The sequence below is a fragment of the Mesorhizobium sp. 2RAF21 genome, from assembly GCF_052115345.1.
GTDB classification, from domain to species: Bacteria; Pseudomonadota; Alphaproteobacteria; order Rhizobiales; family Rhizobiaceae; genus Mesorhizobium; species Mesorhizobium terrae.
Genome location: NZ_JBFRGM010000012.1, coordinates 125972 through 147395 on the forward strand (window position 1 = coordinate 125972; position 21424 = coordinate 147395).

The following is a 21424-nucleotide window of genomic DNA, read 5'->3' on the forward strand; positions in this document are numbered from 1 at the left end:
GAGCGGGCCTATTGCCTGAGTGCGCTCGCCAACGGACAAGCGCGCAGCCGATTAGCTGCTGGGAATGGGCTAGGCAAGCATACGGAACATTCGATGACTCTGTCAGAGATACATCACGCGATGCCCCAGGGCTTCGGAGAGAGCAAGCTCCGCTTTTGCGCCTTTGCTACGTTCCCATCCCGGAAGCAGAGCGATCGTATCGGCCTGACGACATATCCACGCCGTATCGTCAGCCAATGCCTCCCTTAGTGAAAAGCCATGTTCGCGAGCGGCGGCTTCCTCACACCCGGTTAGGTTGCCCTTGGAAATATCCTTACCATGGCGCTCGTTGTCGCGTTCGGCGGGATTGAAAACCTCGTGCCCTTGTCCCCGCAGAATGGCCGTCGCCGCATTGAAGGCCGGAAAGTTGAATTCCGGTATCCCCCGCATCGGGCCGGCTACATAGATACGCATCCTGTTCATGGCCGATCATCCTCGCCAATCTGACGTGTTTCGTACGCAATGAGAAATGAGATGCAGCACGCGGCGTGCCAGAGATGGGAGCATCCGGTTTCCGGGTCGGCTCTCTCTTTGCGCCACCATGCCCACAAATGCCGCATGAGCGCTCCGAACACTCGGCCCCACTTCATGCCTTTTTCCCAGTTTCGATCCTCATATTTTTGAGCACCGAAGGTCAGGATTGTTGCGGTTGCTTCGAGCAATTCCGGCGGCAGCAGCTCCATCCGGATTTTGCCGGAATCGTCCTTGCGACCTTCTTGTGGGTTCATCGACGCAACCACGCCAGATAGTCCGCGCCCTGCTCCACATCGGCGAAGCATTGGACCTTCCCTGTCTGCGGAAACACGACTGACAACACCGCCGCGCCGCGATTGGACTGGGCATAGCCATTCACGAGGGCATGGCGATCGCCCATCTTGTAGCCCGATATCTGAGCCAGCCACGCGTTCGACTTCTTTTCAGGAAACTCGATATCGAATAGCCCGAACGAATGGATATGGCCGGTAACGAAAAGTGCCGCGTCCTGGCCGAACTTGGCATCTCTCAGCGTGCCATGGGTCGGATTGTAGATCGATGAGCCCTTACGGCCGTGGGCGGCATCGACACGCGTTTCCGACCCGTTCTTGTGGCAAAGTGTGAACTGTGCCCGCCAATCGATCACGGGGATCTGCGAAGCGCCGAGAAGCTTGTAGAACTCGGTGCCACCGTTCCATTCGTCGTGATTACCGCCGAGCCAGAGAAGCCATTTGATCCCGGCTTCCATCATGAACCAAGTCGCTAGACGCCGCTCGGTCTTGGATGAAATGTCGGCCTCGGCCCATAGCCGCGCCAACCTCCCGGTCCATGGCCAATTGTCTGAGGTGTCACCTATGTTCCCGCCATAGACGCCGGGATGTCTGGCGATGGCGATATGGCTTTCTAGCGTCTTCCAGTCACAATGGACGCCGAGATGAGGATCGCCGAACCAGAGAATTCCGTAGGGCTTCTCATCCTTGATCTTGATCGGGAACCAAGATCGAGCCTCGATTGCCTTCTGCTTGCGGTCGTGGGCTTTGCGAAATCGATCGAGGATGTCGTCAATCGGTTCTTCTTCATCGCCGTGGACGAAAGCGGGGAACTCCACCGCTTCATCCTTTTCGACGTGGATGCTACGGCGTTCCGCAGCCGCAAACTGACTTTTTAATGTTGATGCTGGTAGCCCTAAAGCCTTTGCAGCGGCCGCCTTTGATCCGTGTTCCTGTACTGCACAGAGCACGGCTCGCAGTTGTGCCTCATCGGTTGATACGACCATATGTGAGCCTCTGAATTATTGGAAAGCTGGGGTTTCGGGCCGTTTTTCAACGTTCCTCGAAACAGGAGGCGGTCCGTCAAAGGACACGCCTTCGTCATTGCGGCCGCGCTTTATGTGCGCTGAAACCCCATCGCCGTTACCGGCGTCGAGGGCATCTTGAAGTTGGTTGGCCGCAGCGGTCGAATAGGGAAGGACGTAGAAGGTCGGAACATCGCCAGCATCGAGCAGGACATAGATGGCCTTGTCGACCACAATCTTTGCCCCGACGACGGCATAATCACCTTGTGGTGGGGTTGTGAAGCGAGGCGAACCCGTTGGAACCCACAACGCAGCAGCGGCGACAAGACAAGAGATCGGTAGCGTGAGTAGGACCAGACGGCGATTAATGAACCATCCCATTGCGCATAGGATGAATGCTAGGCAAAGCCATGTTGTTGCGATGATCATTTGCCAACCTCGCGCAGAGGTTTGAACACCCTGTTCTCGCTGCCCTCGATCAGGCGCCCCTCGCCGTCGAGCCGGAACCGAATGACGGTCCTCTCCTGCTTGGGCTGGAGATCAATATTGGTTTTCACCAAAAGCCGGCCGTTGAGAGAGGCCTCGACATAGACCGGAACCGGACCTGTCGGCAGGGAATACCCATGGACGTTGACGACATACTCGCCGGCCGGTGTCGCGCGGGCGAAGGCGTTTTCCATGTTGATGGGAGACACGTCACCGGTGGTTCCCATATCGTCACGCAGAAGGCTCCAAAGCTTCCCCTGCTTGTTGCTATAGCCGACGGCGACAGGTTCGCCCGGACCAGTTACCCAAAGATCGACATCAATTGGTCCAACGGGCCACGAGATCATGACCGCGATGTTGCCGGGTGGCTTTGTTTCTTCGTTCGATTTGGCGGCTGGATTGATCTGCGCCAGCACGAGCACGACCAGCGCAGTGAGCCCAAGAAGCATATTCATGAGCAGGTCGCGCGTGAGGATCGGTATCATTTCGAAACGATCCAGGCGTTGACGTTCAGCCAAAGGGCACAGACCGCGCCGACGAGGGTCGAACAAAACGCGACACCCATGCCGGCCAAAAGAGACGCAGCGACCTTCTGCACACCCTCGGCAGTTCCAAGAGAGTTCATATCGATGTGATGCAGGGCAAGCACGAAACCCACGACGTTGCCGATGAGGCCCAGCGTCACGAGCCACACTTCATAGCGATCGAGATGATTGGTTCGTCCTGCAAAGACGCCGACCATCACAGCAAGGAAGATGGCGGTGATGAGATAGCTGAGACGGGAAATATCATGGCTGTAAACGAAACCGAGATATCCCATCCACCACGTCCATGCGAGAAAACACAGGGCCGCGAAGTTTAGAACAGCGAGCCTGATCATGGCGTTTCCGTCCCCGGAACGACTTCCTTGGGCGGGATGACATCAAGCCAATCCTGACCTGTCGCCACGACGCAGGCCTGCCCTTTCTGGTCGAGGATCGCGACGGTCCAGGTAGCTCCGGCTGGCGACGCGAATACAATCAGTGCAGCACTTCCCTGCCCCGTGATGCCGGAACCGGCGGGAACTTCGTGATATTTGTCAGCGAGACCCTTGGCGAGTTTCTGGAACTCGAGACAGGCCATCGACTGAGCATGTGCCTGCGAAAGGCTTAACGCGATGAGCGCAGCAACGATGCCGGCCAGCCACAACAATGTGAACCAGATGCGAAAACGAAATGCGGTACCCATGGCCAGAGTCCTTTCCGGCGTGCGAGGGAACGAAATTTCGATGCGAATGAGAGAGGCGAAGCGCCCTATGGTGGATTGCGGCCGCGTCGGCCGCCTTGGTCGTAGAGCCGGTCCAGGCGCTCGTGGAGACCATCCATCCGGCCGGCGACGCCTTCAATGGCGCGCATGATCGCGGTGGTCTGTTCCTGCATGCCGGCCTTCGTCGAATACGTCTCGGCAACGTGCGTTTTGTATTCCGAGAGTTCCTTGTCGACCTTGGCGATCGCCTGAGAAAATCGCCAATAGGCCGCGCCAACAGCGCCAACGACCGTCGCGATGAACAGGATGGCGCGCATGAGTTCTTCGCTCATTTGGCGGCTCCCGTACCGGCATTCCAGCGCCGAACCCCGTCGACCTGCGCTGCACAGACCCTCAGCGATGCCTCATTGGCCGTTGCTGTGCCCACGATGTCCTTCACCGTTGACCATTTGCGGCGATCAGCCTTCGGGCATGGGACCGTGAACGCCTCTGGTACCCGCAACTGCTCGACCTTCGGCGCAACCACGGTCTCAGTGCTGATACAACTTGCCAAGGTCACTGGGCACAGGACGATTGAGAAAATCGCGCACCACTTCATTTGACTTTTCCAGTTCGGAGAGTTTTTGGGATTGATCTTCGACCGACGCACCGATGTTGCGCATTTCTTGGACCAGCGAGGAGACAAGGCGGCTATCTAGCCGCGCCTGTTCCTGCAGAGCGTCGATAGTGCTGTTTGCGGCCTTGTTGGCATCGACGGCCACGGACAGCTGTTTCTGCGCGTCCCTGGCCTCGGCGGAGGCGCTTATGGCCTGCCCGCGATACCAGAGCGCCGTCGCGATAAGTCCGGCGAGCAAGACAGCGATTACCAGCGCTGCATAGAGCTTGGCTTGGGTGAACATCACAGCCCCGCCAGGCACAGTTCGAGTTCGCCAAGGCGACTTGCGTCGCCAAACTGCCGACGGTTCTTCAACCCCTGTATCTCTTTGCCATTCGCTTTATCGAACCAGGTCATCGCGTAGCAGGAGCCGGTGTAATCACCGACACGGGCGCGCTTCGCCGCGGTCGAATTGCAAACTGCCCCGACGCCCACGTTGTAGGAAAGGTCGAGCGTAGCGGCCTGCCAACTCAGTGGTTTGCCGTCGAACCCTTTGATGCAGCGGGTGAGCGGCTGGTGAAAATCGACCTCGAGGCGGCGATACAGCATGGCGCTGCACTGCTGGTCGGACATCACCATGTCGGGCTTCACGCCCTTGGTTTCGCCCGTGCAGATCGTCCACACCTTACCCAGCCTATCCCAATAGGCGCGGTTTACCGTCCCCTCCCAAGGCTGCGTCAAATAGGTCGCAGTCATCGCGACAAGGCCAAGACCGGAGGCGAGCGCCGCTTTTGCGCGCTTACTCATTGTCGTCATCCTTCAGGTTGGATTGGTCGATGATGCGGACCACCGGAACGGCAACAGCTAGAACGCCGTTGAGTGCAGCGAGCCACATCGGGGCGACTGGCAATGATCCGGTGATGATGGAGACGGTCACGGCAGCGCCGTTGAGTATAGCGGCCAAAAGCGCCAGACGGACGGTCCATGCATAGCGCAGGACCGCTCGCCAGTTCGTAACGAGACGAGGCACGGTCTTTCCTTTCCGGCGTTATTCGATTAGTTTCCCGGCATCTCACCGAAATGAGGTGGGATGGGGCGTGAGAACCCCTCCAAGCGACGCTCTCCGGCACAGGCTGGGGAGCGTTTCATACCCTCCCGATTACCGTTCGGGTCGGGGAGGCATACGCGTATGTCCAGGGCGAAAGTCTAAAGGCGTATGCGGTCGTCGCTTGGCGGCTTCTCAACTCCCCGATCCAGATTTGGGGAGATGGGTATGTTCGAAAACCTCTATGAACTTTCCTGCCAGTGGCTGGACCATTGGCAGCTAACGCATCCGAAGCACTGGTGGACGTGGTGGCGGACCGACCCTTTCGAGTGGTCGCCCTATATGCCGTTCGGACGAAAAATCCGCGATGAAGCTGGCAACCTGATCGAAGGCAACTGCATGAGGCGGTTTCGTGATGGCTCTTGGACCTACCGGCCGTTTACCGAAAAAGAATCAGCTGACGACGACATGTGGCACGGGGTCCGCTGACGCCGGATCGTCTCCCCCTGCTATGCAGATCGCGCCGAAGCGGGTGGTTATGAGTTCCAGATATTAAGCCGGGTCAACGAAAGTACATCTCCGCTGGAATTGCCCAATGGCGATGTTCCCATCTACTTTGTCGCTAGGGCAAAAAAACAATGGGACTGGGGAATGAAAAAAACCATTGCATGCGTCGTCGCCATAACGCTCACATTCTTGTTGTCGCCTGTGGCGGCAGATGAGTTTCGCGGTGCTCTGGTTCACAAGAATACCGATGCCGAGCAGATCGTTCCGAATAGCTATTCGCACGCACAGTGGGTGCAGGTTGAATTTCCTGAGGTCGAATACGACACGAGCGGCTTATGGGACGCGGCAAACCATCAATTCGTAATTCCTGACGGCGTACATTTTGTTCGTCTCTCAGGACAAATAGTATGGGACCACGACGCTAAGGGCTCGCGGCAGACACTCATTACCAAAAACAATGCCCTTTTCGACGGTTATGCCGCCCAGAACGGGCGAGCAACTTTTGGTACCACTCCCGATCAAAACGTAGCGACAGCCGTCATTCCGGTAAAAGCAGGAGACACGTTTCAGTTGCAGGCGTGGCATATACGCCAAAAACCAACAGGTGCGCCAACTAAGATTTACGGAAATCACGGAACGTGGTTTTCCATAGAAGTAATTGATTGATGACAAGAGGCGACCTACGGGCGTCCCAGTAGGTCGCACCATCCCATCATATCGACGGTATGCATCTGAGCATGGCGGGGGTTGCCAATCGTTCCCGTTGTTCTCGGCCGCTACTACGCAAGAACAAGCTGCAGAGCAGCCTTGATCGAAGCGCACTGAATGTCGTCCCCCGCCATGCTCAGATGCATACCGTCGATATGATTGGCATCGGCTAAGTTCCCCGAATTATCCACCAGTTGAGCCTTCGGACGCGCGAACTCCACGCGGGCCGTGCTGCTTGCCCAAGCTAAGCGGATGCGCGCGTTCACAGCATCGACCTGGGCATTGAACCCGGCGTAATTGGAGCTGACATTGGCAACCAACACCGGCTCATTGACCGGCAAGATTTCGCGGATCACCCATTTGCCAGTGGCCTGAGCCGCAACGCACTGATGCATGACGGCGATGTTGTTCAGCTTCGCTTCAAGCGGGTAGGCGTTGTAATAAGCGAAATTCGCCAGTTCATTCACGCCTGATGCCAGCACGACAGCCCCGGCCCTGTGGATCAGGCCGCCCCTGGAAAGCCGGTTCAGGCATCTGCGAAGGCTCTCACCACCAACGCCGAAGCCCTCGACAAATGGCCCAATCTTCCACGTCACCATGTCCTGCACGATGGAATCGCCCAAGACCATGATCGTGCCATTGAGGCAATGCGCCATCTTCCGATCATAATAGCCCAGATCCACCGCCGTGGGGACGGTGTCATTTGACGTATATCCGAGCGGATAAGGGAGGAGCGCCGTAGGCCACACACCGCCGAGACAATCAACCCCGGTTGGCATGGTGTAGGTCGACAGGCCGCCGCCGGGAATATTATCGAAAGCAGTAGCGATCGAGCGGAAGGTATCTCCAAGGGAGGTCATGCATTCCATCCATCAATTGGTACTGAGAAGCGAAGTTCCACCGGGACGGCGGAGCCAATAACCGTCCCAGGCACAGGGGTCACGCTATCGCGGCCGGCCGAGGCATAGCTGAGATTCACGACGTTCGAACCACCAAGCGCCAGAACATAGATGCTCTGCGTGCCGGCAACCTGGGATACTCCCACACCAACAACAGGCCTAAACGTATTCCAGTATGTATCGCAGACGACACCGCCACTGAGCCCGTTAAACCCCATCGTCATATCGAACGTCGTCGCAGTAACGGTACCGGTCATAAATGCCACTTCCACTTCCAGATTGGCGCCGACACGTCTTGATCGACATTGAATGCCGGTAGCGGTGCCGATCCCATTAAACGTTGGCGTGTAAGCCACCCACGGGGTCATGAATGAAACCGTGGGTAACGCGACGGCGACCTGATACGAGATCACCTTCCAATTGCCCGAGCCGAGTGATTGAACGACTGCACTATCACCGGCGGCGGTCGTGATATTGGCGCGCCCGGGCAAGATCATGGAAGTGGCATTGTAGGTTAGCGTCAACGCGGCCGAAAACGTCAGGAACCGCAGGGCACCGGCAGGGAGCGTACCAAAGGACGCGATTGTTGTCGTGCCGGTAATCGTAACCTCGGATGCAGCTACGATTGAAAGATTCGTCGTCGAGGCCGAGGCTATTGTTCCAGTGGACAACGCCAGCGTGGTTGCAGTTAATGCCTTGGGCGTACTGGCGCCGATAACCATGTTGTCTATGGTGCCAACGGTCGCCGGGTACACGGACACGAGGCCCGAGCCAGTCGGTGACACAATCACATTGTAGTTGGCCGGCGAGAGTGTAATAGCACTGCTTGCGGTCAGTGTAGTAAAAGCACCGCTTCCAGCGACAGTCGCCCCGACACTCATGTTATCCATGGCACCGGCTGTTGCCGGATTGATGGTGACCACACCGGAGCCTGTCGGCGACAGCGCAACGTTGGCGTTGGCTGGAGAAAGGGTTGTTGCGCCGCTGGCTGTAAGGGCCCCCGTTACCGTGAACGCTTTTGAGATCGTCAGCAGGTTGTTTGAGTGGGTTACGGTGACGTTGCCGTTGGCGAAGTTGATGGCTGCCCCACTGGCCAAGAATAGGCCCGACCATTGCAGGGTCGTTGACCCGAGCGATCCACCATTGTTAGAGACTGGCGTGATCCCTCCCGACGCGGAAAGGCTTGTAAAGGTTCCAGCCCTCGCCGTAGTCCCTCCGATGACCATATTGTCGATCGTGCCGGGACTCACCGGATTGATGTTGGTGATGCTGTTGCCGGCAACCAGCGGTCCAACGCTGACATTGTTCACCTGGATGAACAATCCGGTGGATGCCAACCACATATCGCCGTTATTGGGATTGGCTGGCGCGACACCTTGGTAGAGGCGAAAGCCGGAACTCTGTGCCGTTGACGCAGCGATAGACAGCTTCCCGACCATCGTGCCGCCCGCCTGATTGAGGGGCGTGTAGTCGAGATTGTCCTGCTTGTTGCCGAAGGCGTTGTTCCATTGGGCAGTCGTCGGAACAAAGCCGTAAGACCAGTTTGGATTCCAGCTCATTCAGATCAACCTCAGACAGTCGTGAGACGTTGGAATGCAACACGATTGACGAGCGTCATGGGTTGTGTTGCCCCTGAAACTTGGAAGCCCCACAGGTCGAAAACATCTCCGACCAAAACATCCTTGATTTCAGCGGCACCGCCGAAGAGCTGGCTAATAACCGTCGTGCTCAAGCGGAGAGAGCTCGAAGATAGTTCGTTGCCATTGTAATGGAGCCCAAAGGTAAGAGCCGTAGCTTGGGCTGAAACCATAGTGCCCCCAAGGGTGGCGAAGATGTTGTAGCGCCCAGCCCGCTGGCAAACCACGGTGTTCCCAGTCTGAACAAAATCGCCTTGGCCGTCGTCGGAAAACGACGTGATTGGCAACGTCGTGATGGTATTGTCCGCCATGCTGAAGGGCGAACCAAAGCTATACGCGGATGCGAAACGAGTGACGGATGTTAGTGAGATGTTTCCCGCGTCGACCCCTTGGAGCAGGAAGTTCGTGCCATCATAGACCGCGCCGTAAATCTTGCCGGTTTTGAGCCGGATGAGCGGCAAAAGGTTTTTGTTACCGAGCCCATTGGCGTTGAGGGTAAGTGCGCCGGTGCTGTCAGCCGTCGCCTTGAAGTAGATCACCGTACCGGCCGTGTAGGCAGGAAGCGCTGGCGCCAATGCCACCGTCAGGGCATTGGCTGTCCCGCCCGCGACGGCATAATTCCACTTTCCGGACTGCACATCAGTGGATATCGCGATCTGAACCCAGTTCACCCCCCCGGAATCCGGGTTCGTGATGTTGTCGTCGACTAGATTGAGCCACACCACACCTGCCGTCGAAGCACTGGCAAGCAGGGCTGATTTTGGATACCCGCCAACGGTTGTCGAGAATGTCCCGTCGTAGGTCGCAAGACCACCAGCACCCTGCCACTGACTCCAAAGCGTGATCTGCTTCAGAATGCCGTTCATATCCTGACCGAAGGGGGGCACGCCGCCCGCGCCAACGGGAAGGAAATTCATCGGCGGGAACCCCGTCGTAAGCGAGGCGGCACCGTCCTGAACACCGATCTGGGATGCCTCCGGTACTGGCCGCACGTAGCCGCCGCCAGCGCCGTTCGCAAAAGGGATGTTGAACCTTGCGGGAAGGTTGGAAAGTTTCATGACTGCCTCGAGGAGTTCAGAGAATGACGATGGCGGCCGCGACGCCGGTAGGCTTCGGCAAAACGCCTGAATTCTGGACGATGGCGAGTTCGACAGGGCTAAGCGGGAACTCGAACGTGTATGTCATCGTCATGGTTGTAATCGGCGAACCCGAGTAGAATGCCGCTTGATTGAAACCTTGGGCATTGACGGATTCCGCAAACCCGAACCACGTACCTTGCTGCTTGCCTTCGGTGACGTATGTGTTGCCACGATGAGGAAACAGATCCATCAGAATGCGGTTGATCGCCGGGATTGATCCGCTTGTGATGTTGGCTGCGGCCTTGGCAATGATCAGCGTTCGATAGGACGCATCGGATAGCGCGAAGTTATCGGTGAGCGTCTGACCTGAGTAGAGCGCTGACTGTCCGAAGGTGAATGAGCCTGGCAGCGCCTCGTCGTATCCGAACCAGTCGCCATTGACGACCTTCAGGACGCGATTGACACCAACAATTCGCCCCCAGCAATCTAAGCCGTATCCTTGGGCGGTATCGAGGTTCATCACCAGATCGAAGAAGGCTTCGATGTTTTGGGTCTGATCGACGTATTCGAAGATGTTTTCGATCAGCGTCGTAAGCACTGGTGAATTTGCGTACTGGCTGATGATTGTCTGCCAGACATCGAAGCTCGAAATGCCCCCGATCTGGCTAACGCCAATCTTGAAGAGCCCAACGCCATTCGACCCGGGAAGCGGCCCAGGCGGGTAATCCGGTCCTGTATCTGCCATGAGATCAGCTCAGCGTGACCGCAACATCGGCAGCCGTCACCGTTGGGATTTGGTTGATGTTGATACCGATCTCAAACAGGTTCGCTGCTACGGTCTGCATGGTTTCGGTCGCAACGGTCAGGCTGTTGCTCAGCGTGTAAGTGCCTGTGCCTCCTGTGCCCGTGCCCAAGGCGATGATGGATGTGCCAGCCACCACGGCACCCGAAGCATCAAGCACGTTTTGCCCAACGGCCAAGGTTCCCGATGAGATAGCCGAGACCGTCAACGTGTTGCCATTGATCGATCCCGTGAACGTGGCTGCCGCCGCATTTGTGGATCCGATCCTGATCGAGACAATCTGTGCCCACGGTCCAAGAAGTGAGATCGGAGCGTAGAACCGGCTCGCAAAGACTGGAGCACCGATCTTTGCTCGCAGACCGCCGTCGAGCCCGGCGAAAGCACCAACAATGGCATTTCGAATTTGTGTCGCGGCATCGGCCGGTACCAGCGTCGAGTTGTTGATGTTGACGTTGAAGATGATCCGAAGCGGGTTCGGAATTTGATATGAGACGGAGTATGCCGGATAGGGCGGCACATATCCGGGGCTCTGATCGAGGACGACGACCGAAGTATTGCCGTTATAAGCGCATCCCGGCGACTTCTTCGACCAGATGGCACGAACAATGTCATTGGGCGCTCCGCCCGCTGCCGCGACATAGAGCGAGTTCGGTAGCAACGACACTCCGCCAATCACCTGCGGGGCGTTGCTGGTGTTCTCGGTAACGTAGGCGTCAATAACGCCAGGAACCGTCAGAACAGCACCCAGAACCGATGGAAGAGTTCCGATGGAATTGTGAGCGACAGATGCGGCGCGCCTTGCTTCGAACGCGGCTCGTGATTCCACATTGTTGCCAAGCACGCCGGCACTTGGATTGTTGATCGAATCCCAACCAGGAATAGATTGATAGACCTGATTGAGCGTATCGGCGGGGCATGGGATCGGACCCGGAAGAACGCAATCGAACGGCAACGTGATCTGTCCCGAAACCGGGATGACCCCGTCTTGGGTGCAGACATAGCGATTGCCGTCCGCCGCAACTGCCAAGGCCCCCTGCGGGATCARCACGCCCTGTAGGCCGGTGCAGAGACATTGAACCGTTGTTGGCTGCGCCGGATTGCGCGAGATGAAGTAGATGCGCGCCAGCGCGTCCTGATAGCGGCCAAAGGCGAAGGCCGGATCGAACATCTGGGTCAGAAAGAGAAAATCGGCATCGGTGTTAAGAACAACAGCCGCTTCGCTCGATGCAAGCTGCCCTTGAGGCGTCTCCAGGGACGGATTGAGGCCGCCGCCAAAGGCAGAGTTGATATCCGCCTGCACGCCGTCCAACACTTGCTGCGAGGACGGAATGACAAAACCCCGCGGCCCGAACGTCGGGCGCGGCACATTGGACGTTGTTGCCATCAGAACGAAGCTGCCGTGACGTTGCCGTTGCTGTCTTTGACCTGAACCTGGCCCCGGACGGTTCGGTCAGTCCATTCCGAGATGTAGGCGACTGCCGAGACGACGCCCGGCACGGTCATTGCCGACCGGACGAACCACGCCTTCATCAAAGAGATCGGCGGAGCCTGCCCCAAAATCTGATCGAAATACGGAATGCCCGGTCGGGTATCGAAGTAGAGTTCACCCTGAAACAGGCGGATTGCGCTCGCCGCATCTTGGGCCAAAGCGTAGGGTTCAGCGGCCAGTGCGATATTGCCCGACGCATCAATCTTCAAATCCCATGCGCTGGGCTCAAGCATCAGCGTCTTCATCTCAGGTTCCCGGAACAGGCTGTGCCGTATTGCCACCACCCGGAACGACACCGGAGTGGAGATGATTAAGCAAGGAAACGTAGCCGCCACCGAAGCCCGCGACAACGTCGCCGGTCACGTGTAGCGTGCCGGTGATCTTGATGATGCCGCCAGAGTTCATCTCGATCACGTTCCCGTTCTTGTCGGCCACAGTCACGCCATCGGCGCGGAAGTGAACGAATTGATCCGGATTGTTCGGATTGAGCATCCCGCGCTGGTAGACGCTGTCGGCTAGATTGTGGCGCCGCTTGCTGCCCGGATTCGACTGAGCACCATCGTTCGATTTCAGTGCGGAGATGTCACGATCAGCGACCGATACCAGACCGACATCGCCGACGACCGGATCATTGATGATGGCGTTGCCGCCACCCTGGTTTCTGGAGACGGCGACGCCATAGATGATGCCGTGATCGGTCTTCTTGCCAACACCATCGGTCTGATTGACCATGATTTGCACGTCGACTGTCGGGGGCTTGCCGACGCCACCACCATGTTTGGCAATGACCTTGACGGGAATGTTTGTCCGGACTTGTGCCAGTGCCTGTCGAATTTGAAACTCGACAGTGTTGCTGTCGCCGGCAGCGTCGGAAACGCCCTGTTGACCGAAAAAGCTCTCACTCATCCGACCGTCTCCGACATTTGATAGCAGCTCACGATCGTGAACCATTTGCCTTTCGGCACCTCGGCGTCGAGGTAGTGGAATAGCTGACCGACCTTCCACTTCCCGCGTGCCGATGTGAGATCAGACTGGATTTCGACCTGCCCGCCCATCTTGTACGCCGGGTTGAAGAGACACTGACAAATGACCTGGGCCTCATTAAACATCGGATATCCGACGAGACCGGTGGTCGGAGAAATCAGTACCGCCTCGCCCTGTCTCGGTTTTCCGGGCGGGGAGATTGCGAGTGTTCCGCGATCAATGATCCATTCGATGCCAGCATCTCGGGCGATATTGGCGGCTTGTTGGAATGGCGTTCCCGCATAATACGGGTTGGCCAGTTTCACACTGACGCCGTTGCTCTCGAAGGTGAGGTTCATCTGGCCGGCGATCTGGCTCATCATCTGAGCGACATCGCCACTGCCGTTGATCGACATCGGCGTCGCCGGTTTGACCTTGTCAAATCCACCAGGTACGGCCTGGATACGAAACGCCACTTCCGGCATTGCTCGCGCATCGACGAATGCTCGAAAAATCTGGCCTTGGAAGACAAGATGCATTCCCATCTCATCATCGCCAGCCTGCACAGTAATTGTGTTCAGTAGCGACTTATTCAGATCCCTGCCGACGTTGCTCAGTTGGTTCATCAGGCTAAGGGGAAGCCCGTAGATTGCCATCTGCATATTGGACTGGCTGAAGCCGCCGTTGACTTCGATGATGCACGACGTGCGCAGGCCTTTCAGCGCTGCAGTGTTACCGCCGCCGATGCTGAATTGTCCGCTCGCCAGCGAGATGTCCGTCACGATGCGCTTTTTCGTGAAGGACATATGGAGTTCCGATCAATGAGCGTGGCTATTTTGTAAGGTAGTGCTTGACATATTTCCGTAAGCTGGTACCTTACAGAAATGATCGTGTCGTTCCGAAACAAAGCCCTGCAACGGTTCTTCGAGACCGGAAACCCACGCGGTCTGAGTGTTCAGGATGACAAGCGAGTGTCCCGCATCCTGCGCGCGCTTGAAGCTGCGTCTGCACCGGAAGACATGGACCTTCCTGGCTATCGTTTTCACGGCCTCTCAGGTCAGGACAAGGGCCGCTATTCGGTCCGCGTTACCGGCAATTGGCGCATCACATTCGGCTGGGACGGCGAACACGTCACCAACGTTGAATTAGAGGATTACCACTGATGACTACATCATCTCCTATCAAGCGCGGGCTTCCCCCGATGCATCCGGGGGAACTTCTGCGCGAAGACATCATTCCTGCGCTGGATAAGTCCAAGACTGAGATCGCAAAGATGCTCGGCATCAGCAGACAGACGCTCTACGACATTATCGACGAGAAGCAGCCCGTGACCGTCACGATGGCCCTCCGGTTCGGAAAATTGCTCGGAAACAGCCCGTTCTTCTGGCTGAATCTCCAGCAGGCATATGATCTGGAACGGGCCGAACGCGAGGTTGATGTCTCGGCAATTCCGACTCTTAAGGTCGCCTAGCCCGACTACTTCAGAATCTCCAATCCAACGGATATGGTTGTCCCCATCTCAACGGGGGCAACCATGGTTTTTGCTCGGATTCTGACTACTCTTCTCGCGATCGTAGCAGGCGTACTGTCCGCCGCTGCAACCGAAATCCCGCCTGGCAAGGTGGGAAACTATGAATACTGCCTTCGAATGCTTGGCGGCGCCACACCCGAGGCAGCCATAGTCAACTGCAATGGCACCTTCAGCCCTTATGTTTCCATATGCCAGAGCAAGGGCCACACCCAGTTCGCTTGCACTCAAGACGCGACTGCAATGGCCTATGCCGTGTTCTGGGAAGGCGCAAATGAGCGCTGCCGAGGTGGAACTGAAGAACCGGCGACTTCCGACGCATGTGACGAACGGCAGGTCTATTCTGAAAAGCTCCAAAGCATGCACTGGTGTGAAGGACATGCCCCAAACCAGCGATCGATGCTTAACTGGTCCCGCTGTGACTGATCAATCAGGGCCCGATTTCATCGGGAAAGAGGTACGCCAGCACATACCTCGATCCGATGCCTGAGTATTCCGGATCGTTCGTTCCCTGGGTATCGATCCACATCAGATCACCCAGGAAGCCGAGATACGCATCTCGCACGATCCGGTTGGCACGTTGGCAAATCACGCCCATCACCATCGGTGAGTTGTCAACCAGAAGGTCGAGGAACAAGCCTTGATCCTTTTGATAAATGTTGAACTGGCATTGCTGGTTGTTGAGTTGCACCCGGACCGCCTGGTTAGGCACGGCTTGAAGCGGAACAATCAGCATCAGAATGGCCCTGCTGGAAGTCCGCTAGCACCGAATTGTGCTGCGGTTGGCGCAACGGGCTGAACCGGCCCTCCATTGACCAGCCCCGCAACTGTCGGGCTTTTCGTTGCGGAGAACATGCCACCACCGGCTTCTCTGATTTCGATCACGGTCACATCGACCTGCATCAGACCAACACCGTTCGTTGCGGTCTGCGCATAGTCGTAGCGTTCGATATTTGCGTTCAGATAGACCCTTGCCGGGGTCACGATGTTATAGAGCTGCAGATCGCCTGCTATCGCCGATATCGAAGATAGCAATGCCTGCTGCCGAGCTTCATTGCCGCCGGCGGCGAACCGGAGCCTCGTGCCATAGGGCACTTCGACCTTGTCGTAGCTCTCGAATGAACCGCGCTCGACGGGATAGTCAGAGATCGCCCACTGCTTCCGGAAGTCGAACGCGGTGATGCTGTCGGCAATCACGACCGGAATGCCACCGCGATAGATGCCCCATGCCGATGCCCTGCCTCGAAATATCAGGGAAAGCGCGTCGGCGAGGAGGAGTTCAAGAGCCATCAGGTCGGACCAAAGTTCGCCGCCGTGGCATTGGCGGAATGTTTCATGCGCTTGTCGATATCGCCCCAAATGGCATCGGCAATGCCGTGCGGATCAGAGGCTTGGGTATGGATGTTCATGTTGCCGATCGATGTGTTCGAAGACACGCTGTTGGCGTAACGACGGTTGTCGTTGTTCGCTGAAGAGATTGCCGCCGAGCCTTTGGCGCCCGTGGCAATCCCCGGCTGTTCCGGTCTCAACAGATATGAATCCATTCCGCGCATACCGCCGGCCGTCCTGCCGGTGAAATTGTCTACGCCAGTTCGCGGATTGTAACCCTCAGCTCGTTCAAACCGGGAGGCGGCAATAGCGCCCTCGCGATCATTGCGAGCCGTGCGAAGTGCTGATTCAGACCCACCGCCAGCCTTGCCAGAGTTGATCTCCTTCAGCACATATTTGACTTGCGTCTCGAAATCGCGCCAATCCTTGCCGAGTTCGCGAGCGTGCTGAAGCATTCCGGCTTTCCGAGAGCCGAGCCATTGGGCAATCCCAGTTGCGCCGATAGAATTAACCGACGACGGACCACCAGAGGCCTCGACATTCATCCACCGCGAGATAAGTCCTTTTGCACCATGAGGCGACACGCCGCCCTCTGTCAGCATCTGGTAGGCTTGACGCTGCCGGTCCTTCGTCCACCAACCTCGTTCACCGGCACTTCGACCGCTGACGGCAAAATCGCTGCCACCGGCGAGGCCTCCGCCGCTCGCCCCAGCCGAAATCAGACTGCCACCAGAACCCATGGGGCCAGCGGACGCGCCAGACATGGCTCCGGTGATCCCCTTCCAGAGATTTGACCAGAAACCACCGCCGCCAACTTCGTTGGAGACCGGCATGACCGGAAGCGGGTTTGACTTCGAAACCGGGCGACCGTCGACTGGACCGTTCAAGAAGCCGTCGAGTGAGTTTTGTCGCTCTCGATCACCACGATCGCGGCCGGGACCACGCCCATGGGGACCAGAACCTGGTCCCTCCGGAATGCCGCGCATCTTCGCCCATTGGGCGACCCATTCGTCGGCGCGCGGATCATCACGCCAGCTACCCGCATTCTTTGCACTGTCACCCGATAGGCTGAGCATAGCTATCCATGGGGAAACACGGCCAAGAAGGCCGCGCGCTAAGCCACCAATACCTGCACCACCGGCCGCGGCAGCCCCTCCACCCGCTGCGGCAGCACCGGCACCACTCGCAATGGCCCCGCCGAACAGGAACTTTGCCGCCTTGCCACCAGCCCATAGGCCGAACATGATTTCGAGCGCGTTGGTGAGACCACCAACGGCATCGGCGGCAGACTTGGCGCCGTCACCGAAACTCTTCAAACCAGCGCCGACGGCGTTCCAGTCGATCTTCGCCAGATAGTCAGCGAACTTGGCAACCTTGTCGGAAATTTCGCTGGCGAGCCAATCCTTGTTGGCACCCAACCAGGCCGTCATCTTGTTGATGAGATCGGTGATCGGTGGTCCGGCCAACTCATAGAGCTTGTTGATCAGCGAACCGACCTGTTGGGTCAGCGTGAACCAGGCATTCTGAAGGTCTTGCGCTGCCTTGATCGCCCGGCCGGACGGCGAAATCGATTTTTCGATTTCGGCGACGTAAGCCCCAACGGCTGCACCTTGATCCTTCATCAGGGCAAATGTGCCGGGGTCGATGCCAAGTTCTTGCGCGATGTTGAATGCGCGGGCTGGATCGGTTGCCGCCAAATTCTTCAGCGCGGCCGAAGTCTGCTCTAGAAAAGCGATCGGGCCCTTATCGGTCGAGATCAGCCGGCCGGTAGCTGCTTCAAGCTGGTAGAACGCCTGCGGCAGTGCTTTGCCTTGAAACCGCAAGTCATACAGCGCCTTGCCCATGCGCTGGATGGTTTCGGCCGTGACCTGCCCAGTACCGCCGAAACGCTGCGCCGCAGCCTGCCACGCCGCGACTTGCTGCGGCGATTCCGCCATGTTGGCGGAGAACCGGCCCAACTCAGAATTGGCCAGGGTAAGGCCGCTGATGAGATCGGCAAGCGAACGAGAGCCCGCAATGACGGCAAAGAGCGTGATGACTTCGCGGGCCATCTTCTGGATGCTGGCGGCAACTTTGTTCGAAGCCGCTTCGACATCCTTGCCCGATTTGACGGCCTGATCCCGTGTCTTGAGAAATGCGGAAGCAGCTTCCTTTTCGCCCTTTTTGAAGTCCTTCGGATCGAGCCGCAAGGCCACGATGAGTTCGTCGATCAAAACGCCCATCAGGTTTCCGTTTTCTTGTGAGAATTGATGATGCGTCGGTTATGGCCGTCTACCGTCGCGACCTCGAGCAAGTCGTAGACGTCCTCGACGCCAAGCCACTCATCAAGGTCGCGCAGCGTGGCCAGCTTCTGGGAAAGAACCGCGCCTATCACTCGTGAAACGTTGGCGTACTCAATCAGGCCTTCGTCGTAGGCGTCGCGTCCGAGGTCGGCTTCGATGCGGCGCCGCCAAGCGAAAAACCCACATGCAATTCAAGCACCTCCCGGCGCAGATTGATGCGGGTCATCACTTCCTCGATGTCGTCTTCTATGAGGTTGCGCACGACATTGACGTTGGCTGGATCAGGCCTGATCTGGATGCAAGACATCATTTCGTCGAGCAGGGGTTCGGCATCATCCCAGTTGGATGACAGCAAAGCGCTGACGCCCATGACGGCGATGCCCTGCATGCCCTGCCCGGCTGCCTGCCCAATGTCGATACCAGAACGGGCCACGCTGAGAAGCGCACGCATGGCCCACTTCTCGGCCTGGCTGGCCGGCATCTCCCGAATGACGAACACCTTGCCAGCATCACGGCTGATCTCGCCGATTGGTTTCCCGTCGGCATCAATCTGGCGATCATCTGAGATCGTAACTGCTTTGACCTTACGCGCCATGGATCAAGCCTCAGATCGGGTTTGCCGTGACCCGCTCCCAGCGGATCATGTAGCGCCGGGGCTGCAAAATCCGCGCCGCTGTCGGGAGTGGCGATTTGTTGACCAGATACCCTTTGGTCGAGACATAGGTACGATTGACCGATGTCAGAGTAGTCTGACCATTGGCAGTGAACACATCCCGGTTGTTGATCATTGCCGCCGCCCATTGCTCGAAGATGAAGTTCGAAACGGAATCAGCTTGCAGCGAGAAATTCTGCTCAACCGGGGTGAAGACAAAACCGCCAGAGAGAAGGCCGTCTACACCCATTGCAGTTTCGACGACTTCCTGCTCGGCAGCGTCATAGATGTTGTCGGCCGAGAAGCCTTGGATGCGCTGCGGTACCGGGAACAACCCCGGAATGGTAAGCATGATGATGGCGTTGGCCGCCGTAATGGAGGACATGCGAAATCTCCCGATCTAGGGCGGTTGGTTACTGGACGAGGATAGATGCAAGGTCGATGTGCTGGACCGAGCCGCCGTCCATATACCAGAAGGAAATCGGCGGCGATTGGCGGGCCTGCCTGACGATCGGAGCGGCGTCCTTGACCTGCAGATACCAGCCCTGGATTTGCAGCGTGTCGCTGACAGGAAGGCCGGCGGCAGTGTTCACAAGCGAGGCCTGCTGGGCCGACAGAGTGACATTGGGCCGTATCGCGCCGAAGTTCAGTCCGGCGTTGATCGGGTCCATGCAGGCCTGCCGGATCAGTGCGTACCCATCAGGGTTGTATGGGACAGATTTCGCATTCGCGAGCAGGTTCATCAGGGCTAGCTGGAGCGCATTGTTCAGCCAGATCTGATTCTCATAGCTGTCCAGCCACTGGAAGATGCCTGAGACAGTACCGTTCTGGAACTGGCGGAATTGCTGGTTCGCCGTCGCGTAAGCGCCGTAAAAATTGTACGAGTTCGCGATCAGATTGCTGGCGACCGTCGCTGTGGTGACACCGGCGACAAGACCGCCCTGCCCCTTGAAGGCGAAGGTGATCCGGCCATTGGTAGCCTGGAAATCGATCGATGCCGCGGCACCGCACACGAAGGCGTCGATGCGCTGCACATCGGTTGCCAAGACATAGATCGGGCACGTGCCGTTGTAGCCAGCCTGAGCCAGTAAGTACCCGAAGCTCGTGGTGGCCTGAGCGGAAAGCGTCGGCGTCACATCGGTATCGAGAGAGACATAACCCCAGCGCTTGTTCTGTGCGTTGGTCCACTGGGCGAAAGCCAATTTCTGCTGGCAGCCGTTACCACCATCAGGATCGAAGATCGTCATGAAGTTCGCCCAGTTCTGGGTGAGATTGATGGTGTTCGTCATGAAGGCGGCAGGTGCCTGCGGAGCGCTACCCTGCGAAAGGATGGCACCGGTGTCGACAGTCAGGAAAACCTGCGGGGCTAGCGAGCCAGTTGCGAAAGCCACAGTAGAGCCGATGCCGACTGACCCGGAGGTGATGATGAAGCCACCGGAGATCGTGTCATAGGAAACGCTCAGCGGTGCGCCTGTGGCCGTGATCGTGGTGCTTGCGGCGGTCTGGGTCAGGTTGACGTAGTAGGTACCGACAAGGCCTGTGCCAGTGCCAAGACCCGTGATCTGCGTGTTGGCGGTCACACCGGTGCCACTAATCGCCTGCCCGACGGACAGAGTACCAGACGAGACGGCCGAGACGGTCAACGTGCCATAGGCTGCCGTGACAACGGTGCCATCGGGAACTGACTGGGCCTTCGACACTGCATAGGTGCCGAGCCCACCGGTGGTGCCCGAAAGCTGAGACACGATCACCGTGCCAACCGTCACGCCGGTGCCACTGATCGCCGCGCCGGGCACCAGATTGCCCGACCCGATAGCGGTCACTGTCAGCACGTTGCCAGCGATGTTGCCGGTCACGGTAGCGGTGCCGGCAGCAATGGCGCCGGTCACGCTCGCCGCCGAAGGCAGAGTGTTGTTCAGCGCGGTTGCGATGATGGCGGCAGCCGACGAATAGCTCGTCGCGGCAGCCAGACTCACCGATGCATTCGAATAGGTATAACCATCCACGACCACCGAAAGAGCGCCAGTGAGCGCCTGAAGCTTAGGAATGGTCAATGTGTTGACCGGACCACCGCGCAAATAGGCCGAGGCACCAGCGGCGGGGAACCGGGTGAACAGGATGGCCGCAGGCTTCTGGGTCGAGTTATCGAAGCCCTGGAAATAGACGTTCGCGATCCCGACTTCGTCCGACGACGGGCCGAAATACTTTGATACGGAAGTGCCATCATTCGGGAACGACAGCACTTGGCCGACGGGTACGCGGGTGTTCAGGGTCAGCACCAGCCCGTTCATCACGAGCGAGTTGCCGCCGGCGTTGAGAACGTTCGGAATCACGTTCACAAGAAGGCTTGCAGGTATCGACGACAAGGGTT

At 57.8% G+C, this 21424-nt stretch carries 30 protein-coding genes; 4 read left to right on the plus strand and 26 right to left on the minus strand.

Annotated elements, in window-relative coordinates; genetic code table 11:
* Positions 1-102: 102 nt before the first annotated feature.
* The 12 genes from AB4136_RS20535 to AB4136_RS20590 form a co-directional block, all read right to left on the minus strand.
* Positions 103-462: a DUF4406 domain-containing protein gene (locus AB4136_RS20535; protein ID WP_441931553.1), complete on the minus strand. Its 360-nt coding sequence runs from the start codon at positions 460-462 to the stop codon at positions 103-105.
* Positions 459-767 (minus strand): dATP/dGTP diphosphohydrolase domain-containing protein, encoded by a 309-nt coding sequence (locus AB4136_RS20540; protein ID WP_137900974.1) that lies wholly within the window; start codon positions 765-767, stop codon positions 459-461. The genes AB4136_RS20535 and AB4136_RS20540 overlap by 4 nt, the downstream gene beginning before the upstream one ends.
* Positions 764-1789, minus strand: a complete 1026-nt coding sequence (locus AB4136_RS20545; RefSeq protein ID WP_137900975.1) for a hypothetical protein — start codon at positions 1787-1789, stop codon at positions 764-766. Before AB4136_RS20545 ends, AB4136_RS20540 begins: the two co-directional genes overlap by 4 nt.
* Before the next feature lie 15 nt (positions 1790-1804).
* Positions 1805-2236, minus strand: coding sequence for a hypothetical protein (locus tag AB4136_RS20550; RefSeq protein WP_137900976.1), 432 nt, complete (start codon positions 2234-2236; stop codon positions 1805-1807).
* Complete coding sequence (locus tag AB4136_RS20555) at positions 2233-2778, minus strand: hypothetical protein (protein ID WP_441931554.1); 546 nt, start codon at positions 2776-2778, stop codon at positions 2233-2235. The genes AB4136_RS20550 and AB4136_RS20555 overlap by 4 nt, the downstream gene beginning before the upstream one ends.
* A complete protein-coding gene (locus tag AB4136_RS20560; RefSeq protein ID WP_137900977.1) occupies positions 2775-3173 on the minus strand; it encodes a MotA/TolQ/ExbB proton channel family protein in 399 nt (132 codons plus the stop codon). The genes AB4136_RS20555 and AB4136_RS20560 overlap by 4 nt, the downstream gene beginning before the upstream one ends.
* Positions 3170-3520: a hypothetical protein gene (locus tag AB4136_RS20565; protein ID WP_137900978.1), complete on the minus strand. Its 351-nt coding sequence runs from the start codon at positions 3518-3520 to the stop codon at positions 3170-3172. The genes AB4136_RS20560 and AB4136_RS20565 overlap by 4 nt, the downstream gene beginning before the upstream one ends.
* Before the next feature lie 65 nt (positions 3521-3585).
* The gene (locus AB4136_RS20570; RefSeq protein WP_137900979.1) at positions 3586-3870 is read right to left on the minus strand and encodes a hypothetical protein; all 285 of its coding nucleotides are present in this window, start codon (positions 3868-3870) and stop codon (positions 3586-3588) included.
* Positions 3867-4136 (minus strand): Rz1-like lysis system protein LysC, encoded by a 270-nt coding sequence (gene lysC / locus AB4136_RS20575; protein WP_441931555.1) that lies wholly within the window; start codon positions 4134-4136, stop codon positions 3867-3869. Before lysC ends, AB4136_RS20570 begins: the two co-directional genes overlap by 4 nt.
* Positions 4069-4437, minus strand: a complete 369-nt coding sequence (locus tag AB4136_RS20580; protein WP_137900980.1) for a hypothetical protein — start codon at positions 4435-4437, stop codon at positions 4069-4071. Before AB4136_RS20580 ends, lysC begins: the two co-directional genes overlap by 68 nt.
* The gene (locus AB4136_RS20585) at positions 4437-4940 is read right to left on the minus strand and encodes a lysozyme (RefSeq protein ID WP_137900981.1); all 504 of its coding nucleotides are present in this window, start codon (positions 4938-4940) and stop codon (positions 4437-4439) included. The genes AB4136_RS20580 and AB4136_RS20585 overlap by 1 nt, the downstream gene beginning before the upstream one ends.
* A complete protein-coding gene (locus AB4136_RS20590) occupies positions 4933-5163 on the minus strand; it encodes a DUF7940 domain-containing protein (protein WP_137900982.1) in 231 nt (76 codons plus the stop codon). The genes AB4136_RS20585 and AB4136_RS20590 overlap by 8 nt, the downstream gene beginning before the upstream one ends.
* A gap of 243 nt (positions 5164-5406) precedes the next feature.
* On the opposite strand from AB4136_RS20590, the gene AB4136_RS20595 reads away from it, so the two are divergent.
* Both AB4136_RS20595 and AB4136_RS20600 read left to right on the plus strand, forming a co-directional pair.
* The gene (locus tag AB4136_RS20595; RefSeq protein WP_137900983.1) at positions 5407-5667 is read left to right on the plus strand and encodes a hypothetical protein; all 261 of its coding nucleotides are present in this window, start codon (positions 5407-5409) and stop codon (positions 5665-5667) included.
* 162 nt (positions 5668-5829) lie between these two features.
* Complete coding sequence (locus AB4136_RS20600; RefSeq protein WP_137900984.1) at positions 5830-6351, plus strand: hypothetical protein; 522 nt, start codon at positions 5830-5832, stop codon at positions 6349-6351.
* A gap of 113 nt (positions 6352-6464) precedes the next feature.
* Here the strand turns inward: AB4136_RS20600 and AB4136_RS20605 are convergent, their stop codons facing one another.
* The 8 genes from AB4136_RS20605 to AB4136_RS20640 are packed head-to-tail and all read right to left on the minus strand — an operon-like array spanning position 6465 to position 14068.
* Positions 6465-7253 carry a hypothetical protein gene (locus AB4136_RS20605; RefSeq protein ID WP_137900985.1) on the minus strand — a complete coding sequence of 263 codons (789 nt, stop codon included), beginning with the start codon at positions 7251-7253 and terminating at the stop codon, positions 6465-6467.
* A complete protein-coding gene (locus AB4136_RS20610; RefSeq protein WP_137900986.1) occupies positions 7250-8851 on the minus strand; it encodes a hypothetical protein in 1602 nt (533 codons plus the stop codon). The genes AB4136_RS20605 and AB4136_RS20610 overlap by 4 nt, the downstream gene beginning before the upstream one ends.
* An 11-nt stretch (positions 8852-8862) precedes the next feature.
* The gene (locus tag AB4136_RS20615; RefSeq protein WP_137900987.1) at positions 8863-9987 is read right to left on the minus strand and encodes a hypothetical protein; all 1125 of its coding nucleotides are present in this window, start codon (positions 9985-9987) and stop codon (positions 8863-8865) included.
* A gap of 16 nt (positions 9988-10003) precedes the next feature.
* A complete protein-coding gene (locus tag AB4136_RS20620) occupies positions 10004-10753 on the minus strand; it encodes a DUF2612 domain-containing protein (RefSeq protein WP_137900988.1) in 750 nt (249 codons plus the stop codon).
* 4 nt (positions 10754-10757) lie between these two features.
* Positions 10758-12194 carry a baseplate J/gp47 family protein gene (locus AB4136_RS20625; protein WP_137900989.1) on the minus strand — a complete coding sequence of 479 codons (1437 nt, stop codon included), beginning with the start codon at positions 12192-12194 and terminating at the stop codon, positions 10758-10760.
* Positions 12194-12544: a hypothetical protein gene (locus AB4136_RS20630; protein ID WP_137900990.1), complete on the minus strand. Its 351-nt coding sequence runs from the start codon at positions 12542-12544 to the stop codon at positions 12194-12196. Before AB4136_RS20630 ends, AB4136_RS20625 begins: the two co-directional genes overlap by 1 nt.
* A 1-nt stretch (position 12545) precedes the next feature.
* The gene (locus AB4136_RS20635) at positions 12546-13205 is read right to left on the minus strand and encodes a Gp138 family membrane-puncturing spike protein (RefSeq protein ID WP_137900991.1); all 660 of its coding nucleotides are present in this window, start codon (positions 13203-13205) and stop codon (positions 12546-12548) included.
* Positions 13202-14068 (minus strand): baseplate hub protein, encoded by an 867-nt coding sequence (locus tag AB4136_RS20640; protein ID WP_137900992.1) that lies wholly within the window; start codon positions 14066-14068, stop codon positions 13202-13204. The genes AB4136_RS20635 and AB4136_RS20640 overlap by 4 nt, the downstream gene beginning before the upstream one ends.
* 78 nt (positions 14069-14146) lie before the next feature.
* On the opposite strand from AB4136_RS20640, the gene AB4136_RS20645 reads away from it, so the two are divergent.
* Positions 14147-14425 (plus strand): type II toxin-antitoxin system RelE/ParE family toxin, encoded by a 279-nt coding sequence (locus AB4136_RS20645; RefSeq protein ID WP_137900993.1) that lies wholly within the window; start codon positions 14147-14149, stop codon positions 14423-14425.
* On the plus strand, positions 14425-14733 hold the full coding sequence (locus tag AB4136_RS20650; RefSeq protein WP_137900994.1) for a HigA family addiction module antitoxin: 309 nt from the start codon (positions 14425-14427) through the stop codon (positions 14731-14733). Before AB4136_RS20645 ends, AB4136_RS20650 begins: the two co-directional genes overlap by 1 nt.
* A 487-nt stretch (positions 14734-15220) precedes the next feature.
* Here AB4136_RS20650 and AB4136_RS20655 read toward each other — a convergent pair whose 3' ends face one another.
* The 6 genes from AB4136_RS20655 to AB4136_RS20680 form a co-directional block, all read right to left on the minus strand.
* Positions 15221-15526, minus strand: a complete 306-nt coding sequence (locus AB4136_RS20655) for a phage baseplate plug family protein (protein WP_137900995.1) — start codon at positions 15524-15526, stop codon at positions 15221-15223.
* Complete coding sequence (locus AB4136_RS20660; RefSeq protein ID WP_137900996.1) at positions 15526-16080, minus strand: hypothetical protein; 555 nt, start codon at positions 16078-16080, stop codon at positions 15526-15528. Before AB4136_RS20660 ends, AB4136_RS20655 begins: the two co-directional genes overlap by 1 nt.
* On the minus strand, positions 16080-18341 hold the full coding sequence (locus AB4136_RS20665; RefSeq protein WP_137900997.1) for a phage tail tip lysozyme: 2262 nt from the start codon (positions 18339-18341) through the stop codon (positions 16080-16082). The genes AB4136_RS20660 and AB4136_RS20665 overlap by 1 nt, the downstream gene beginning before the upstream one ends.
* A gap of 175 nt (positions 18342-18516) precedes the next feature.
* Positions 18517-18996 (minus strand): hypothetical protein, encoded by a 480-nt coding sequence (locus AB4136_RS20670; RefSeq protein WP_441931556.1) that lies wholly within the window; start codon positions 18994-18996, stop codon positions 18517-18519.
* Positions 18997-19006: 10 nt separating this feature from the next.
* A complete protein-coding gene (locus AB4136_RS20675) occupies positions 19007-19438 on the minus strand; it encodes a phage tail fiber protein (protein ID WP_137900998.1) in 432 nt (143 codons plus the stop codon).
* Positions 19439-19466: 28 nt separating this feature from the next.
* Positions 19467-21419, minus strand: a complete 1953-nt coding sequence (locus tag AB4136_RS20680) for a DUF3383 domain-containing protein (protein ID WP_137900999.1) — start codon at positions 21417-21419, stop codon at positions 19467-19469.
* Positions 21420-21424: the final 5 nt, after the last annotated feature.

What these genes read in the sequence shown, in the direction of transcription:
- AB4136_RS20580 (WP_137900980.1), bottom strand. Translation starts at nt 4,437, where the DNA reads ATGTTCACCCAAGCCAAGCTCTATGCAGCGCTGGTAATCGCTGTCTTG.
- AB4136_RS20635 (WP_137900991.1), bottom strand. Translation starts at nt 13,205, where the DNA reads ATGAGTGAGAGCTTTTTCGGTCAACAGGGCGTTTCCGACGCTGCCGGC.
- AB4136_RS20610 (WP_137900986.1), bottom strand. Translation starts at nt 8,851, where the DNA reads ATGAGCTGGAATCCAAACTGGTCTTACGGCTTTGTTCCGACGACTGCC.
- AB4136_RS20630 (WP_137900990.1), bottom strand. Translation starts at nt 12,544, where the DNA reads ATGAAGACGCTGATGCTTGAGCCCAGCGCATGGGATTTGAAGATTGAT.
- AB4136_RS20670 (WP_441931556.1), bottom strand. Translation starts at nt 18,996, where the DNA reads ATGGCGCGTAAGGTCAAAGCAGTTACGATCTCAGATGATCGCCAGATT.
- AB4136_RS20665 (WP_137900997.1), bottom strand. Translation starts at nt 18,341, where the DNA reads ATGGGCGTTTTGATCGACGAACTCATCGTGGCCTTGCGGCTCGATCCG.
- AB4136_RS20585 (WP_137900981.1), bottom strand. Translation starts at nt 4,940, where the DNA reads ATGAGTAAGCGCGCAAAAGCGGCGCTCGCCTCCGGTCTTGGCCTTGTC.
- lysC (WP_441931555.1), bottom strand. Translation starts at nt 4,136, where the DNA reads ATGAAGTGGTGCGCGATTTTCTCAATCGTCCTGTGCCCAGTGACCTTG.
- AB4136_RS20615 (WP_137900987.1), bottom strand. Translation starts at nt 9,987, where the DNA reads ATGAAACTTTCCAACCTTCCCGCAAGGTTCAACATCCCTTTTGCGAAC.
- AB4136_RS20675 (WP_137900998.1), bottom strand. Translation starts at nt 19,438, where the DNA reads ATGTCCTCCATTACGGCGGCCAACGCCATCATCATGCTTACCATTCCG.
- AB4136_RS20565 (WP_137900978.1), bottom strand. Translation starts at nt 3,520, where the DNA reads ATGGGTACCGCATTTCGTTTTCGCATCTGGTTCACATTGTTGTGGCTG.
- AB4136_RS20555 (WP_441931554.1), bottom strand. Translation starts at nt 2,778, where the DNA reads ATGATACCGATCCTCACGCGCGACCTGCTCATGAATATGCTTCTTGGG.
- AB4136_RS20600 (WP_137900984.1), top strand. Translation starts at nt 5,830, where the DNA reads ATGAAAAAAACCATTGCATGCGTCGTCGCCATAACGCTCACATTCTTG.
- AB4136_RS20540 (WP_137900974.1), bottom strand. Translation starts at nt 767, where the DNA reads ATGAACCCACAAGAAGGTCGCAAGGACGATTCCGGCAAAATCCGGATG.
- AB4136_RS20660 (WP_137900996.1), bottom strand. Translation starts at nt 16,080, where the DNA reads ATGGCTCTTGAACTCCTCCTCGCCGACGCGCTTTCCCTGATATTTCGA.
- AB4136_RS20570 (WP_137900979.1), bottom strand. Translation starts at nt 3,870, where the DNA reads ATGAGCGAAGAACTCATGCGCGCCATCCTGTTCATCGCGACGGTCGTT.
- AB4136_RS20535 (WP_441931553.1), bottom strand. Translation starts at nt 462, where the DNA reads ATGAACAGGATGCGTATCTATGTAGCCGGCCCGATGCGGGGGATACCG.
- AB4136_RS20595 (WP_137900983.1), top strand. Translation starts at nt 5,407, where the DNA reads ATGTTCGAAAACCTCTATGAACTTTCCTGCCAGTGGCTGGACCATTGG.
- AB4136_RS20640 (WP_137900992.1), bottom strand. Translation starts at nt 14,068, where the DNA reads ATGTCCTTCACGAAAAAGCGCATCGTGACGGACATCTCGCTGGCGAGC.
- AB4136_RS20620 (WP_137900988.1), bottom strand. Translation starts at nt 10,753, where the DNA reads ATGGCAGATACAGGACCGGATTACCCGCCTGGGCCGCTTCCCGGGTCG.
- AB4136_RS20605 (WP_137900985.1), bottom strand. Translation starts at nt 7,253, where the DNA reads ATGACCTCCCTTGGAGATACCTTCCGCTCGATCGCTACTGCTTTCGAT.
- AB4136_RS20655 (WP_137900995.1), bottom strand. Translation starts at nt 15,526, where the DNA reads ATGCTGATTGTTCCGCTTCAAGCCGTGCCTAACCAGGCGGTCCGGGTG.
- AB4136_RS20550 (WP_137900976.1), bottom strand. Translation starts at nt 2,236, where the DNA reads ATGATCATCGCAACAACATGGCTTTGCCTAGCATTCATCCTATGCGCA.
- AB4136_RS20560 (WP_137900977.1), bottom strand. Translation starts at nt 3,173, where the DNA reads ATGATCAGGCTCGCTGTTCTAAACTTCGCGGCCCTGTGTTTTCTCGCA.
- AB4136_RS20645 (WP_137900993.1), top strand. Translation starts at nt 14,147, where the DNA reads ATGATCGTGTCGTTCCGAAACAAAGCCCTGCAACGGTTCTTCGAGACC.
- AB4136_RS20545 (WP_137900975.1), bottom strand. Translation starts at nt 1,789, where the DNA reads ATGGTCGTATCAACCGATGAGGCACAACTGCGAGCCGTGCTCTGTGCA.
- AB4136_RS20650 (WP_137900994.1), top strand. Translation starts at nt 14,425, where the DNA reads ATGACTACATCATCTCCTATCAAGCGCGGGCTTCCCCCGATGCATCCG.